We start from the raw sequence: 15,635 nt of genomic DNA on the forward strand, positions 1-15,635 counted from the left end.
GACCATGGAGACGGACCGCACGAAAGAGACCCTGCCCGCCGGGACCCGCCTGCTGCACATAGGCCCGCACAAGACAGGGACCACGGCCGTCCAGGGGGCGCTGTTCGCCGCGAAGGAGAGACTGCCGGAGCACGGCGTCGCCTTCCCGGCGCACAGTCGCCACCCCATGGAGGCCGCCCTCGCCGCCTGTACCCGGCCCGCGAAGATGGGCGACACCGCGCCGACGGACCGGCACTGGACCCGGCTGCTGGAGCAGGTGCGGGCCACCGGGACGCAGACCTCGGTGATCAGCAGCGAGTTCTTCGCCGACGCCCCCGACGACGGGACGATCACCCGGATCGTCGAGCAGCTCGGCGGCACGGCGAGGGTGCACGTCCTGGTCACGTTGCGTCCGCTGGCGAAGATCATGCCCTCGCAGTGGCAGCAGTACGTGCAGAACGGGCTGCGCATGGGCTACGAGGACTGGCTGGAGCACATGCTCCGCAAGCCGCCCTACGAGCAGCCGAACCCCAGCTTCTGGCAGCGGCACCGGCACGACCGGCTCGTGGAGCGCTGGGCCCGGACCGTCGGACCGGAACGTGTCACCGTCGTCGTGGTGGACGACCGCGACCGCGGCGGTTTGATGCGCACTTTCGAGACACTGCTCGGGTTGCCGGTAAATTTTCTTCATCCGGCCGCGGACACCGTTAACCGCTCTCTTACCTTGGCCGAGACCGAGATGCTGCGGAATCTCAATGTGGAATTCCGCGGCAATGGACTCCCCGAGGAGCTGTATTCCCGGCTTGTCCGCAACGGTGCCGTGCTGCATATGAAGAACTCGTGCAGCCCCACGCCCCGGGACGTGAAGATCCCGACTCCCCGCTGGGCGGTCGAGGCGGCCGGTGCGATCGGCGCGGAGATGGCCGAAAGGATCCGTACGCTCGGCGTGCGCGTCATCGGCGACCCGGCTCTGCTCTCGGCGGTGCCCGAACTGCCGTTGCCGGCCGGGCCGGAGCCGTGGATCTCCCCGGAAGCGGCGGCCAGGGCCCTGTACGGCGCGCTCGCCGCTGCGGCCTCGGCACCCCGCGGTGCGAACCCTGCCCGGACCGTGCACCAGACGTCGTCGAAGGAGCTGGTCAGGGTGCTCGGTCACCGCTGTCTGAAGCGGCTCGGGCGGCGCTGAGCACAGGCTGTGTACTTACTCACAAGAATTTCACGGGCGTACGCGGCAACCATGTCCAACCGGCCGGGGTCCAAGGTGAATGAAGGGTTGCGCTCACATGGGTAGGGGATGTCGTCCGCCTTGCACCCCGCTTATCGCAAGTGAGAGCATTTCACGGTTCCCTGTCGTCCCAAGGTAGGTCAGCCTGTGTCACAGCACATAGCCAAGCCCCGAACCACCGCAGTGATCCTGGCCGGTGGCACCGGTCAGCGGGTGGGTCTGTCGATTCCCAAGCAGCTGCTGAAGATCGCCGGCAAGGCAGTCATCGAGCACACCCTGACCACCTTCGAGAACGCCGAGTCGATCGACGACGTCATCGTGCTGATGGCGCCGGGCTATGTGCCGGACATCGAGAAGATCGTCGCCAAGGCCGGGTTCCAGAAGGTCAAGAAAATCATCGAGGGCGGCTCGACCCGCAACGAGACCACCGAGCGCGCCATCGAGGCCCTCGGCGAGGGCCTGGCCGAGGGCGAGGACCTCAACGTCCTCTTCCACGACGCCGTCCGCCCCCTGCTCTCGCAGCGCGTCATCGACGACTGCGTGACCGCGCTGGAGCGCTTCCAGGCCGTCGACGTCGCCATCCCGTCCGCGGACACCATCATCGTCACGCGCACGCACGGCGAGGACGGCGAGTTCATCACCGAGATCCCGGACCGCTCCCGGCTGCGCCGCGGTCAGACGCCGCAGGCCTTCAAGCTGTCCACGATCAAGCGGGCCTACGCGGTTGCCGCCGGCGACCCCAACTTCCAGGCCACGGACGACTGCTCCGTCGTCCTCAAGTACCTGCCGGACGTGCCGATCCACGTCGTCGCGGGCGACGAGTACAACATGAAGGTGACGCAGCCGGTCGACGTCTTCATCGCCGACAAGCTGTTCCAGCTCGCCTCCACCGCCACCCCCGAGCAGAACGGCGAGGAGGCCTACCGCGAACTCCTCACCGGCAAGACCGTCGTGATCTTCGGTGGCTCCTACGGCATCGGCAAGGACATCGCCGAACTCGCCGAGTCCTACGGCGCGAACGTCTACGCGCTGGGCCGCTCCACCACCGGCACCCACGTGGAGAACCCGGAGGAGGTCGACGACGCGCTGTCCAAGGCGTACGCGGAGACCGGCCGGATCGACTACGTCGTCAACACCGCGGGTGTGCTGCGCATCGGCAAGCTCGCCGAGACCGACAACGCCACCATCGAGGAGGCGCTGAAGGTCAACTACCTGGCCCCGGTGCAGATCGCCCGGTCGTCGTACAAGTACCTGGCCGAGACCAAGGGCCAGCTGCTGCTCTACACCTCCAGCAGCTACACCCGCGGCCGCGCCGAGTACAGCCTGTACTCCTCGACCAAGGCCGCCATGGTGAACCTCACCCAGGCGCTGTCCGACGAGTGGGCCGGCGACGGCATCCGCGTGAACTGCATCAACCCGGAGCGCACGGCCACCCCGATGCGCACCAAGGCCTTCGGTCAGGAGCCGGCGGGTTCGCTGCTCTCCTCCGAGGCCGTGGCCGGCACCTCCCTGGACGTGCTGCTGTCGGAGCTGACCGGTCACGTGATCGACGTCCGCCAGCAGGACCCGACGGCGGGCGCCGCCAAGGCCTCCGGGTTCGAGCAGGCGCTGGCCTCCGTTCTGGACCGTCAGGACGGCATGTAATAATTGCGGCTAAATAGCTTTTAGGAATTCAGGCCTCTACGGTCGCCCATTCGCCGGGCGTTCGCAGAGGCCTGAATCCGTACACCTCGCGAAAGCACCGCCACCACCGGCAATACCGAACAAAACCGGCACTCTCCCTCCCAGAGCAGGTTTCTCTGTGATATCCACCGCTATTCGCGTCGCCCGGGTGGGCAGCCTGGCAGAGCTGGCCGCGGCGGCCCTCGTGATGCTGGGCTTCCCGGCGCTCATGCTGGCCGCGCTCGTCCCGAGCGTCTACGCCTTCGCGGCCGTTGCCGCCGTGACGTACCTGGCGGACCACTATCTGCACCGCAAGGGCAGCTACCTGATCAACCGCCTCAGCAAGGTCCGGGCCGGTCTGTCGATCCGGTTCCTGATCCGGCAGCTGCTGCTGATCCTGCTCCTGGCCCGGCTCTCGCACGCGGACGACCTGATCTTCTACGGCGCGGTCGCCTGCTTCATCGCCTTCTACGGCCTGCAGGCCCCGCACGGCGCGCTGGTCACCCTCATCCGCAACCGTCGCCGGATGCCGGTCGCCACCCGCAACGTGGACCTGAAGTCCCGCATCCGCATCCCGGACGCCCCGCCGCGCCGCCTGTTGCACCGCTCCGCGGAGAAGATGCTCCACCTCGACCTCTTCGCCGTCGTCGGCATCGTGGTCTCGGCGATCGTGGACTCGGCCGTCGCCGGCTTCGTGGGCATCGGCCTCACCGTGGGCCTCGGCTGCCTGTACGTCCTGGTGCTGGTGCCGTACGTGCGCGGCCGGAAGATCCCGCCGAAGGCCGACGTCGTCCTCGCCGCGGTCGACGAGTGGCTGGGCGGCTACAAGCCGGAGACGGTCCTGTACTTCTCCGGCTCCAAGGACTCCGCGTACCAGGTCAACATGTGGCTGGAGACGATGGAGCAGCTGGAGACCCGGCCGCTGATCATCCTGCGCGAGCGGGCCATCCTGAACAACCTGGCGCCCACCACGGTCCCCGTCATCTGCGTGCCCGGAGGGGTGCACCTGATGAACCTGGACCTGTCGACCGTGCGCGTCGCCCTGTACGCGGCCAACGTCGGCAAGAACATCCACCTGCTGCGCGTGCCCACCATGAAGCACGTCTTCATCGGCCACGGCGACAGCGACAAGCTGGCCAGCGTCAACCCGTACAGCAAGGTGTACGACGAGGTCTGGACCGCCGGCCGGGCCGGCCGCGACCGCTACGCCATCGCCGACGTCGGTGTCCGTGACGACGACATCGTCGAGGTCGGCCGCCCGCAGCTGGCGCCCATCCAGAGCCGGCAGGGCGTGCCCGAGGGGCCCCGCGACGGAGCCGCTGACGGACACTGCCCGACTGTTCTCTACGCCCCCACCTGGGAGGGCTGGGACGGCAACCCCGGCAACACCTCGATCGTTCTCGCCGGCGAGAACATCGTGCAGAAGCTGATCACGGCCGACCCGCCGGTTCGCGTTCTGTACAAGCCGCACCCGTTCACCGGCACCGTCAGCAAGGACGCCGGCGCCGCGCACCAGCGCATCACCGCCCTGGTCGAGAAGGCCGCTGCCGAGCGGGCCACCGATCCGCGCTTCACCGCCGACAAGGCCGCCCAGGCGAAGGCGAAGTCGGACCTGGACCGGATCGAGGCCCGGATCGCCGAACTGACCGGCAAGGGCGGCGTCAGCGGCGACGAGGCCGAGGCCAGCCGCGACGGGGTCGTCGACGTCCAGAAGCACACGGAGATCGCCCGGCTGCGCACCGAGTGGAACGACGTCCACTGGCGCTCCTTCCCCTCGTACGAGCACCGCGTCGTCACGGGCGCCGAGCCGCGCCTGTACGACTGCTTCAACGTCTCTGACGCGATGGTCTCCGACATCTCCTCCGTGGTCTCCGACTTCATCGCGAGCGGCAAGCCGTACGCGGTGACGGACTCCGCCGAGCTGGGTGTGGAGGAGTTCAAGCGGCAGAACACGGCCGTGCGCGCGGCGACGATCCTGTCCAACAGCGCGGCCGAGCTGGGCGGCCTGCTGGACGCCGTACGCGACCCCTCCGCCGATCCGCTGGCCGAGGACCGGGGCGAGCTGAAGCGGTACCTGCTGGGTCCGGACGAGCCGAAGTCCATCGACCAGTTCAACACCGCGGTCGCCGATCTGGCCCTCAAGGCCCAGGCCCGCAACGTCGGCCAGGAGTCCCGGCCGGCCGCCGGGAACGCCGACCCCGCCGAGCTGACCAACGCGGTACCGGGTCAGCGCGGGGCGTCCGCCGGTGAGACGGACGGCGTGACCGCGGGCTGACCCGCCACCCTGCACACCCTGCTACGGCCCCCGAGGAGCACTCCTCGGGGGCCGTAGCCGTGTCCGGCCGTCTTGCGCGGCTCTTAACCGCTGCTGAACCGCTCTTACTCCGGCTGCGTACTGTCTCGTACCGCCCGCTGTGCTCCGTGTCTGTCCGTTTCCTGTGAGGGCGCATGAGTGTGATGTGCACCACTGATTACCCGCTGTGAGGCAACCGCTTCCCATGGGTGCCCGTCTATCAGGTTGCGAATGAGGCGATACGGGGGAAATGTTCCGTTGACCAGCGGGAAAGCAGCAAGGGGGAAACGTGACCGTCGTGACGCAGCCTGATGTCACCGTGATCATCGGGGCGTACGAGGCGATGCCGTACCTGGTCGAGTGCCTGGCATCCGTCGAGGTACAGACCATCGACCCGGCACGTATGGAGGTCATCGCGGTCGACGACGGCTCGACGGACGGCACCGGGGAGTACCTGGAGGAGTTCGCGGACCGCGCCCCCATGCCGGTCACCGTCATCCGCCAGGACAACTCCGGCGGCCCCAGCGGACCGCGCAACGTCGGCCTCGGCAAGGCGGCCGGACGCTACGTCTTCTTCCTGGACGCCGACGACCGGCTCGGGCCCGAGGCCCTGGAGCGCATGGTCGCCATGGCCGACAAGAACGGCACCGACGTGGTGCTCGGCAAGGTCGAGGGCATCAACCGCATCCCGCCGAAGTCCATGTGGGGCAAGACCCTCGACCGGACCGACGTCTTCTCGTCCAACATCAAGTTCACGCTCAGCGCGCAGAAGCTGTTCCGCCGGGCGCTGCTGGAGAAGCACGGCATGCGCTTCGACGAGTCCCTGTGGACCGGCGAGGACGCGCTGTTCACGATGGAGGCCTATCTGCGGGCCGACGGCGTCTCGGTGGTCGCCGACTACCCCTGCTACTACCTGGTCGGCCGTGAGGACGGCAAGCACGTCACGAAGACCGGCAGCTACACGCTCCGCTTCGACTCCGCGCGCGCCCTGATGAAGCTGATCGCCGACATGGTCCCGGCGGGCGCCAAGCGCGACACCCTGATGATCCGGCCGTTCCTCATCACCCTGCTGCCGCAGTTCGGGCCGAAGTTCGTGACGGACGACGAAGAGGTCCGCCGGCACAAGTTCGAGCTGGCCCAGCCGCTGATGGACGCCTACTGGACGCCCGGGGTGGCCCGCCGGCTCAAGGTGCACGAGCGGCTGCGGCTGCACCTCGTGGCCGTGCGGCGGCCCGAACTGCTGCTGGACGTCGTGAAGTTCGTCAAGGCGAAGAAGCAGGCCGCCGCGATCCTGGAGAAGCGCGGCACCCGCGTCTACCTCGTCTACCCGCACTTCCGGTCCAAGGAGGCCGGCATCCCCGACCAGGTCTTCCTGGCTGAACCCCGCGAGGCCCGGGCCTTCGAGGGCTACCGGGAGGCTGCCGCCAACTCCTTCCTGCGGCGGGCGCTCAGGAAGATCCGGCGGATGCTCCCGAGCGGAGGGTTCGGCGCGGCGGCGGCCTGAGGGCCCCCGCCGGCCGGGGGAGTCACTGCTTGCCGGACTGCAGCGCCCGGCGCAACGGCCGGCCCACCACACGGCGGGCGCGCCGGTAGACGGATGCGGTGGGCGCGGGCACGCCGTCCTTGGCCTTCCGCGCCCGCGCCAGCTCCCGGCGCAACTGGGTGTTGTCCTGCGTCAGTTCGCTGACCTGGGTGTGCAGCCAGCCGAACCGGCTGCTGAGCGAGGCGAGGTCGGTGTCGTTCCAGGGGCGCACACCCGGCGGGAACGACAGCGAGTCCATCTTCTTCTCGAAGGCGGCGCCGCCGTCGCCGTGCGTGAAGGTGTTCTGCAGCCCGTTTCTGTCCAGGAAGCCGACGAACCGCTCGAAGCGCTCCCGGTGGTTGCCGGCCAGCCCGCCGAAGTCGGCCTGCTCGTACAGCCGCGCCGGGTCGGCCGCCTCCGGGTCCTTGACGACCTTGTCGAGCCGCTGGTGCGGGATCTCGAAGTACCGGCACAGCTCCAGCGTGCGCGAGTCGCCGCACAGCACGGTCGCGGGCGTCCCCGCGAGCAGGGCCGCGATGTTGCCGTGGATGCGCGAGCCGAAGGAGAAGTCGAAGGGGCGCAACTCGTCGATCCAGGTGACCGGGTCGACGTAGACCCGCACCTTGTCCTCCCGGTACATCGGGTGGTCCGGGTGCGTCGGGATCGCGGTCACCGCGGCGTTCGGGTCGCTGAGGTCCCGCCAGTGCAACTGCCGTGCGTCGCTGAGGTTCTGGCCGATGAAGCGCAGGTTCGGGTACCGGTCGTGGGCGCGGGTGATGATCCGGCCGAGGCCCTGCTTCTTCACCGCGCTGTGCGAACCGTTGACCGCGATCCGCGACTCGGCGGTCAGTCCGGGCACCCGCTTGCGCACGTCGAGTTCGCTGCCGTACAGGAACAGCGACGGGCAGCCGATGACCTCCACGTCCCGGAAGCCCATGTCCCGCAGGTACTGCTCGGTGAACTCGCCCCGCACCCCGATCGAGGCGCTGCGCTCCAGCACCGCCGCGCAGAACTCGCGCACCGTCGGCTCGATGCTCTTCAGCCGCGCCGAGTCGTAGCTCACCCCGGTCTGGGCGCCGACGCCGAGCACCACGACCGGGATCCTCAGCCGGGTGATGAGCCGGGTCAGGCGCTTCAGCGCGGTCTCGAAGGACGGCCGGAAGGCGTTGGCGAGCGGCACGACGAAGGCGTCGTACTCCGCGTTGATGCGCGCGGCCGCGGCCACCTCGGTCCGTCCGCCGTTCGAGACGACCTCGGTTCCCGGGACCTCGAGGATCTTGTGTGCCGCGTCCTGGAAGATCAGGTTGCCCGCGTTGGTGGCGATCACGTCCTGGTGGAGAGCCTCCTCCACGGTGAAGACGTCGTAGGGGCTCTTGCCGGAGCGGAGGAGTATGCGCCTCGGTCGGCGAACGTTAGGTGACACGAAGGTCAAATTATGTTTGTCAGGGATTTAATTTCTATAGGCAACCAGTACAACCTTTTTACCGTACGCAAACAGTGATCGACCGGTTACGCCCCGCCTGTCCGGACGCTGGACCGGTGCGCAACGCGCGGCCCCCTTCGCGTAGATTGCCGCACAGCAGCCGGAACCGGGCGAGGGGACAGCAGGCAAGGTGGCAAGGGCAAGGCAGGCCGTGGGCGAGGCCCGCAGGATCGTCGTCAAGGTGGGCTCCTCGTCGCTGACCACCGCCGCGGGCGGCCTGGACGCCGACCGCGTCGACGCGCTGGTCGACGTCCTCGCCAAGATCCGCAGCGGGGGAGAGAAGGAGATCGTGCTGGTCTCCTCGGGTGCCATCGCCGCGGGCCTCGCTCCGCTGGGCCTGCGCCGCCGTCCCAGGGACCTGGCCCGCCAGCAGGCCGCCGCCAGTGTCGGGCAGGGACTGCTCGTCGCCCGCTACACCGCCTCCTTCGCCCGCTACGGCGTGCGCGTCGGACAGGTCCTGCTCACCAGCGACGACATGAGCCGCCGCGCCCATCATCGCAACGCCTCCCGCACCCTGGACAAGTTGCTGGCCATGGGCGCCTTCCCCATCGTCAACGAGAACGACACCGTCGCCACCGACGAGATCCGCTTCGGCGACAACGACCGTCTCGCCGCCCTCGTCGCCCACCTCGTCCACGCCGACCTGCTGGTGCTCCTCTCCGACATCGACGGCGTCTACGACGGCGACCCCAGCAAGCCGGGCACCTCGCGGATAGCGGAGGTGCGGGAGCCCGCCGATCTCGAAGGGATCGAGATCGGCAGCGCGGGCAAGGCCGGCGTCGGCACCGGCGGCATGGTCACCAAGGTCGAGGCCGCCCGGATCGCCGCCGCCGCGGGCATCCCGGTGGTGCTCACCAGCTCCGTCCACGCCGCGGAGGCGCTGAGCGGCGGCGACACCGGGACCTACTTCCACCCCGCCGGCAGGCGCTCCGCCGACCGGCTGCTGTGGCTTCAGCACGCCTCCACCCCGCAGGGCTCCCTCACCCTGGACGACGGCGCCGTCCGGGCGGTCGTGGAGCGGCGCAAGTCGCTGCTGCCCGCCGGAATCGCCGCCGTGGAGGGCGAGTTCAGCGCCGGCGATCCCGTCGAGCTGCGCGACGGCACCGGCCGCGCGGTGGCCCGCGGGCTCGTCAACTTCGACGCCAAGGAGATCCCCCAGCTGATCGGGCGTTCGACCCGGGAGCTGGCGCGCGAACTGGGCCCGGCGTACGAGCGCGAGGTCGTACACAGGGACGACCTGGTGCTCCTGCACCCGTAAAAACGGGGCGTAACGACGGCCCCCGGTGGGGGACGTTCCGTAAAACCGCCCCGCGAAGCCGTAGGGCCTGCTCAACTTTGTCTCAGGAGTACGTTCCCGAGCGCTGCGTGAAGGAGGCTGTCGTGAGACGAGTGCGCCCTGGGGCGGCGGCGTCCCGTGGTGCTCTGACGAGCGTCGCGGCCGGGGGCACCTACGAGGAGCCCAGGGACCTGCCCCGCCTGTGGCACGTCACCCTCAGCGTCTCCGGGCAGGAGGTCCCCCTCAAGGATCTGCGGCGCGCCCTGGAACAGCTGGCCCATGACCACCCCTTCCTGCTGACGAGCAGATACGCGAACGACCACGCGGAGATCCGCTACTGGGAAGAGGCCCGCGACCTGCACGACGCCGCCGCCGTCGCCCTGCGTCTGTGGGGCGAGCACCGCCAGACCGCCGGACTCCCCGCCTGGGAGATCGTCGGCCTGGAGGTCATCGACCGGGAGACCTACCACCAGCGCATCGCCGAGGGCTACGGGCCGCCGCCCGCGACCCCGGTAGGGGTTCATCCCTTCTGACGCCGTACAGGTGTTTCCGCCCTCTTGATCCCGTCTCGGGGTGTGGAACGAGCGATGGGCGGCCCCGTTCGGCGCACTACCCTTCCCTCATGACCACGCTCTCGCCGTACGACTCCATGTCCCCGGTCACCCAGGCCGCCTACCGGGCCAAGGCCGCCGCCGCCGACCTCGCGCCGCTCCCGCGCGCCGTGAAGGACGACGCGCTGCTCGCCATCGCCGACGCCCTGGAGGTCCGGACCAGCGAGATCGTCGAGGCCAACGCCAAGGACGTGGCCAAGGCCCGGGAGAACGGCACCAGTGAGGCCATCGTCGACCGGCTCACCCTCACCCCCGAGCGGGTCCGCGCCATCGCCTCCGACGTCCGCGACGTCGCGAAGCTGCCCGACCCGGTCGGCGAGGTCGTCCGCGGCTCCACCCTCCCCAATGGCATCGACCTGCGCCAGGTCCGCGTCCCGCTCGGCGTGGTCGGCATCATCTACGAGGCCCGGCCGAACGTCACCGTCGACGCCGCCGCCCTCTGCCTGAAGTCCGGCAACGCCGTCCTGCTGCGCGGCTCGGCCTCCGCCTACGAGTCCAACAGCGCCCTCGTCCGGGTGATCCGGGACGCCGTCGGCGGCGCCGGGCTGCCCGCCGACGCCGTCCAGCTGGTGCCCGGTGAGAGCCGCGACTCCGTCCGCGAGCTGATGCGCGCCCGGGGCCTCGTCGACGTGCTCATCCCGCGCGGCGGCGCCTCCCTGATCCAGACCGTGGTCAACGAGTCCACCGTCCCCGTCATCGAGACCGGCACCGGCAACTGCCACGTCTACGTCGACGCCCGGGCCGACATCGACATGGCGATCGAGATCCTCATCAACTCCAAGGCCCAGCGGGTCAGCGTCTGCAACGCCGCCGAGACCCTCCTGGTCCACCAGGACATCGCCCCCGAGTTCCTGCCGCGCGCCCTCGACGCCCTCGCCGAGGCCGGCGTCACCGTCCACGCCGACGAGCGCGTCATGGCCTACGCCAAGGACTCCAAGGCCACCGTGGTCGAGGCCACCCCGGAGGACTGGGAGACCGAGTACCTCTCGTACGACATCGCCGCCGCCGTCGTCGACTCGCTGGACAAGGCCGTCGAGCACATCCGGCTGTGGACCTCCGGCCACACCGAGGCGATCGTCACCACCTCCCAGCAGGCCGCCCGCCGCTTCACCCAGCTGGTCGACTCCACCACCGTCGCCGTGAACACCTCCACCCGCTTCACCGACGGCGGCCAGTTCGGCTTCGGCGCCGAGATCGGCATCTCGACCCAGAAGCTGCACGCCCGCGGCCCGATGGGCCTGCCGGAGCTGACCAGCACGAAGTACATCGTCACCGGCGACGGTCACGTGCGCCGCTGACGGCCCTGGCGAAAAGGCGTCTCAGCAGGCGGATGAATTTCCATACCGTCTGCCCAAATTGACCCCCCAGGTCTACTCTGGATCCGTGCCGGAGGACGTGGGGGGCACGCCGTTCCCTGACGGCTGGGAGCCCGACGACGACCACGACCACGGGGTGTCGGACGAAGAGTTCGCCTCCGTGGTCTTCGACGAGGCCTTCGTACAGGCGGCCGTGGTGCACGAGCCGACCGCCGTCGAACGCCTCCTGGCCGCCGCACAGGCAAGAGCCGAGGCCTCCGAGGCAGAAGCCCGCCGCGCCCACGGCAGAGGCGAGCGCTACGACGACGGGTACGGCCCCGAGGGGACCGATTTCGGTCATGATCGGGACGACGACGAACTGGACGACACCTACGTCCTCGGCGACGGCAGCGGCTTCTTCGGGACCCACGGCAAGCAGGTCCGCTGGCACCGCCCCGTCGCCTGGGTGCTCGCCCTCGTGATGGGCATCGGCATGGTCGCGCTGGCCTTCGCCGCCGTCTACCGGGGCGCCTCCTCGAACACCCGCGACCGGGTGCCGTCCCCCGCCGCGACCGGCCTGGAGCAGGGCGCGGCCTCGCCGCCCTCGGCCTCCGCCGACTCCAACCCGCCGGCCGTCTCGGCTTTCCCGCGGACTCCCTGAACGCCCGTACGGGCACCTGTTGAGAACCTGTCAGAAGTTGTCGTGCAGCGGGGCGTTTACCCGAGGCGCACGAGACCTACTCTGAAAGTATGGGCGGGCCTGGAGACCCACCTGAGGGGACACCCGAGGGCGGCCCCGGAGGTGGAGAGGACGAGTACCGATCCGTCGTCTTCGACGAGTCGTTCGTCCGCGCTGCCCGCCTCCAGGAGTACTCCGCGCAGGAGCGCATGGGCGACCACGCGCCCGCCGTGCGCCGCCGCCCGCCCCTGCGCCGAGGACTCACCCGGCAGCTCCTGATCCTCGCCCTGCTGCTCGCCGTCGCCTTCGGCACCGCGATCTACATGGGCGTCCGTCACCCGTACAGCTCCCCGCAGGCCCGGCGCTCCGCCGAGGCCCTGCGGATGACCGTCATCCCGCTCTCGCCCCAGGGCAAGGTGCCCGGCGCCGCGGACGCCGAGCTGCTCTACGCGCACAGCCCCGCCGCCCAGTTCGAGGTCGGCGCCGCCGGGATCCCGCTACCGGCCACCCGCAGCACCCCGCACTTCTCCGACAGCCAGGTCACGGCCGCCCTGAGCATCGCCAGGACCTACCTGGTCCGCTCCTCCCTCGACCCGGACGTGCTCACCGGCCGCCAGGTCCGCCCGGCCCGGGTCCTCCTCGACTCCGAGCAGCTCGACCAGTTCGACCAGAGCTTCGACCACCCCGCGGCGGACGGCCGCCACGCACCCACCGGCTGGCTGGTCCGCCTCGACCCCTCCCGCGCGCAACTGGCCGACGACCGGATCCGCGTCCAGGGCACCCTGCAGGCCGACGAGGCCGACGCGGCCACGCTGGAGGTCAGCGCCGACACGATCTTCGTCTACGCCCTGCGCCGGACCGGCGCCCCCGCCGACGCACCCGTGTCGCTGTTCACGGTCCGCCGTGAGACGACCTTCCACTTCGACAGCGACGACCTGCGCGTGGGCCAGGTCCGGCTGGTCACCTCCTACGCCCAGGCCGGCCCCATGTCCTGCGCGGAGGACGCGACCTCCTACCTGCACCCCCTGCTGGCCGGGGAGACCGCGCGGACGGGCGGGCCGGCCGGGACCGACCCCTATGCGACGGACAGCGCCACCGCGCTGTGCGGGACGCTGGCCGCTGGGGGGCAGCCGACGGGGTGACCAGTTACTCCTCGTCGCTGGGCGGCGTGTCCTTCGGTCCTTCATGGGACGGCGGCGGGCTCTTGAAGCCGTCGAAGCCCCGGCGGACTCGGCCGCCCAGGCCCGCCGTGCCGCCCGCCAGGTCCGTGACGAGCTTCATCAGCGGGTCCTTGGAGGTCTTCACGTCGTCCGCGTAGCTGGCGGCGGACTCACGGAAGGAGTCGCTGACCGAGGTGTCCTTGTCCTCGGAGCGCCGCGGGTAGTGGCCGTCCATGATCCGCTGGTAGTCCCGGGACTCGGCCCACTTCTTCAGCTCGGCCGCCCGGATGGTGGCGAAGGGGTGCGAGCGGGGGAGCACGTTGAGGATCTTCAGCACGGAGTCGCGCAGATCGCCGCCGGCCTCGTACTCCTCCGCCTGCTCCAGGAACGCGTCCACGTTCATCTCGTGCAGGTGGTTGCCGCCCGCGATCTTCATCAGACCGCGCATGGAGGCCTTCGGGTCCTGCCCCACCAGCAGCCCGGCCCGGTCCGCGGACAGCTCCGACTTGCGGAACCACTCCCGCAGCGCCGCCACGAGCGCCATGATCGCGAAGTTGCCCAGGGGTATCCAGGCGACCTTCAGCGCCAGGGTGGTGAGGAACAGCAGGATCGTGCGGTAGACCGCGTGCCCGGACAGGGCGTGGCCCACCTCGTGCCCGACGACCGCCCGCATCTCCTCCTCGTCGAGCAGCTCGACCAGCCCCGTGGTGACCACGATGATCGGCTCGTCGAGGCCGATGCACATCGCGTTCGGCTGCGGGTCCTGGTTGACGTACATCGGCGGGACCTTCTCCAGGTCCAGGATGTAACAGGCGTCCAGCAGCATGTCGTGCAGATGCTTGAACTGCCGCTCGGAGACGCGCACCGAGTCGGACAGGAACAGCAGCCGCAGGCTCCGCTCCGGAAGCAGCCCGCTGAGCGCCTTGAACACCGTGTCGAAACCGCTCAGCTTGCGCAGCGCCACCAGGGCCGACCGGTCGGCCGGGTGCTCGTACGCGCGCGAGGAGATCCCGGGGAAGCGCCTGCGCTGCCTGCTCGGCACGCGCTCGTGCCCCGTCTGCTCGCGGCCGTCGTCGGACATGTCTTCCCCCATGTGCGTATGAGTGCCTCACTGTGCCCCCGAGGCAGGAGCCAGCCTAGGCGGAGATACCGTGGACGGGCAGTACAGCCGAAGGAGTCCACGTCATGGAACACCACCCCGCAGCCGCCTGGCTGACCGAGGCCGCCGGCAGCGCCGTCCAGCAGCATGGTTCGGGGAATCTGCTCCGGGTCGTCCTGATCGTGATGTTCCTCGGCTGCGCACTGACCGCGTGGTTCCTGCTGCGCGGCTACAAGCGGAAGGACGACTGACCGCCCGCGAAAGTTCCCTCGCCGACGGTCGAACCGCCCCCGCGCCCGCACCAACGGCGGAGTCGGGGTGATCGCCGCCGGGCCGCCCGCATACGATGAGCCGACGTCTTTATCCCGCCCACACGCGATAGGTCCTGACGAAGATGAGCCTCCACAGCGCCGCTGCCCAGTTGGTCACTCTCGCCGCCGAGGGCGGGGAGCACGGCGGCAACCACGAAAGCCTGAACCCCGCCGTCACCGGCGGCAGCGCCCTCGTCATCCTGCTCCTGCTCCTGTGGATCACCACCCGCTTCAACCGGGACCGCTGACCCGGGACCCCGTCCCCCGCCGGGGCCCTCAGATGGGGCCGGTAGGGTCTGCACGCATGGGAGAGCAGGACATGCCTACCGGCCCGGCGCACGAGACGGCCGCACCCGCGGCCGCCGACGCCGTCCAGCATGCCGAAACGGCGGCAGGCACGGTGAAGACCCCGGCGTACGGCCCGGGCAGCGGCCCCGCCCACTCGGGCAAGCGCCGCCTCGGCGTCATGGGCGGAACGTTCGACCCGATCCACCACGGACACCTGGTGGCGGGCAGCGAGGTCGCGGCGCAGTTCCAGCTGGACGAGGTGGTGTTCGTGCCCACCGGCCAGCCGTGGCAGAAGTCCGACCGCAAGGTCTCCCCGGCCGAGGACCGCTACCTGATGACGGTCATCGCGACCGCCGAGAACCCGCAGTTCTCCGTCAGCCGCATCGACATCGACCGCGGCGGCCCCACCTACACCGTGGACACCCTGCGCGACCTGCGGGCCCTCAACCCCGACACGGACCTCTTCTTCATCACCGGCGCCGACGCCCTCGCCCAGCTGCTGACCTGGCGCGACTCGGAGGAGCTGTTCTCCCTGGCGCACTTCATCGGCGTCACCAGGCCCGGCCACCACCTGACCGACCCCGGCCTGCCGGAGGGCGGTGTCACACTCGTCGAGGTACCCGCGCTCGCCATCTCCTCGACGGACTGCCGTGCGCGAGTCGCCAAGGGCGAGCCCATCTGGTACATGGTGCCGGACGGAGTCGTGCGCTACATCGACAAGCGCGAGCTGTACCGCGGCGAGTGAGCCGAGAGGG

Annotated in this window: 14 protein-coding genes; 12 read left to right on the plus strand and 2 right to left on the minus strand. The window is 69.9% G+C overall.

Annotation, left to right across the window (positions count from 1 at the left end):
* Window positions 1-4: 4 nt before the first annotated feature.
* From ACIRVH_RS05400 to ACIRVH_RS05415, 4 genes are all read left to right on the plus strand, one after another.
* Window positions 5-1,162 carry a hypothetical protein gene (locus ACIRVH_RS05400; protein ID WP_403948386.1) on the plus strand — a complete coding sequence of 386 codons (1,158 nt, stop codon included), beginning with the start codon at window positions 5-7 and terminating at the stop codon, window positions 1,160-1,162.
* 186 nt (window positions 1,163-1,348) lie between these two features.
* Entirely contained in the window at window positions 1,349-2,845 is a 1,497-nt protein-coding gene (locus ACIRVH_RS05405; RefSeq protein ID WP_403948387.1) for a D-ribitol-5-phosphate cytidylyltransferase, read from the plus strand.
* A 187-nt stretch (window positions 2,846-3,032) separates the two neighbouring features.
* A complete protein-coding gene (locus tag ACIRVH_RS05410) occupies window positions 3,033-5,138 on the plus strand; it encodes a hypothetical protein (RefSeq protein WP_403948749.1) in 2,106 nt (701 codons plus the stop codon).
* A gap of 307 nt (window positions 5,139-5,445) precedes the next feature.
* Entirely contained in the window at window positions 5,446-6,660 is a 1,215-nt protein-coding gene (locus ACIRVH_RS05415) for a glycosyltransferase family 2 protein (protein ID WP_403948389.1), read from the plus strand.
* 22 nt (window positions 6,661-6,682) lie between these two features.
* On the opposite strand, the gene ACIRVH_RS05420 is transcribed toward ACIRVH_RS05415, so the two are convergent.
* Entirely contained in the window at window positions 6,683-8,101 is a 1,419-nt protein-coding gene (locus ACIRVH_RS05420; protein WP_403948391.1) for a polysaccharide pyruvyl transferase family protein, read from the minus strand.
* A 211-nt stretch (window positions 8,102-8,312) separates the two neighbouring features.
* On the opposite strand from ACIRVH_RS05420, the gene proB reads away from it, so the two are divergent.
* The 5 genes from proB (at window position 8,313) to ACIRVH_RS05445 (ending at window position 13,164) form a co-directional block, all read left to right on the plus strand.
* Window positions 8,313-9,419 (plus strand): glutamate 5-kinase, encoded by a 1,107-nt coding sequence (gene proB, locus ACIRVH_RS05425; protein WP_403948751.1) that lies wholly within the window; start codon window positions 8,313-8,315, stop codon window positions 9,417-9,419.
* A gap of 122 nt (window positions 9,420-9,541) precedes the next feature.
* Window positions 9,542-9,970 (plus strand): hypothetical protein, encoded by a 429-nt coding sequence (locus ACIRVH_RS05430; RefSeq protein ID WP_389174566.1) that lies wholly within the window; start codon window positions 9,542-9,544, stop codon window positions 9,968-9,970.
* 89 nt (window positions 9,971-10,059) lie between these two features.
* A complete protein-coding gene (locus ACIRVH_RS05435) occupies window positions 10,060-11,346 on the plus strand; it encodes a glutamate-5-semialdehyde dehydrogenase (protein ID WP_393465088.1) in 1,287 nt (428 codons plus the stop codon).
* Between the two features lie 85 nt (window positions 11,347-11,431).
* On the plus strand, window positions 11,432-12,004 hold the full coding sequence (locus ACIRVH_RS05440; protein WP_403948393.1) for a hypothetical protein: 573 nt from the start codon (window positions 11,432-11,434) through the stop codon (window positions 12,002-12,004).
* Window positions 12,005-12,093: 89 nt separating this feature from the next.
* A complete protein-coding gene (locus ACIRVH_RS05445; RefSeq protein ID WP_403948394.1) occupies window positions 12,094-13,164 on the plus strand; it encodes a hypothetical protein in 1,071 nt (356 codons plus the stop codon).
* Between the two features lie 4 nt (window positions 13,165-13,168).
* Here ACIRVH_RS05445 and ACIRVH_RS05450 read toward each other — a convergent pair whose 3' ends face one another.
* Window positions 13,169-14,263 (minus strand): M48 family metallopeptidase, encoded by a 1,095-nt coding sequence (locus ACIRVH_RS05450; RefSeq protein ID WP_403948395.1) that lies wholly within the window; start codon window positions 14,261-14,263, stop codon window positions 13,169-13,171.
* A 104-nt stretch (window positions 14,264-14,367) separates the two neighbouring features.
* On the opposite strand from ACIRVH_RS05450, the gene ACIRVH_RS05455 reads away from it, so the two are divergent.
* The 3 genes from ACIRVH_RS05455 (at window position 14,368) to nadD (ending at window position 15,625) form a co-directional block, all read left to right on the plus strand.
* A complete protein-coding gene (locus ACIRVH_RS05455) occupies window positions 14,368-14,532 on the plus strand; it encodes a hypothetical protein (RefSeq protein WP_403948397.1) in 165 nt (54 codons plus the stop codon).
* A 143-nt stretch (window positions 14,533-14,675) separates the two neighbouring features.
* On the plus strand, window positions 14,676-14,840 hold the full coding sequence (locus tag ACIRVH_RS05460; protein ID WP_403948398.1) for a hypothetical protein: 165 nt from the start codon (window positions 14,676-14,678) through the stop codon (window positions 14,838-14,840).
* A gap of 56 nt (window positions 14,841-14,896) precedes the next feature.
* Window positions 14,897-15,625, plus strand: a complete 729-nt coding sequence (nadD, locus tag ACIRVH_RS05465; protein ID WP_403948400.1) for a nicotinate-nucleotide adenylyltransferase — start codon at window positions 14,897-14,899, stop codon at window positions 15,623-15,625.
* Window positions 15,626-15,635: the final 10 nt, after the last annotated feature.

It is taken from the genome of Streptomyces sp. NPDC101165, assembly GCF_044768135.1.
GTDB lineage: Bacteria > Actinomycetota > Actinomycetes > Streptomycetales > Streptomycetaceae > Streptomyces.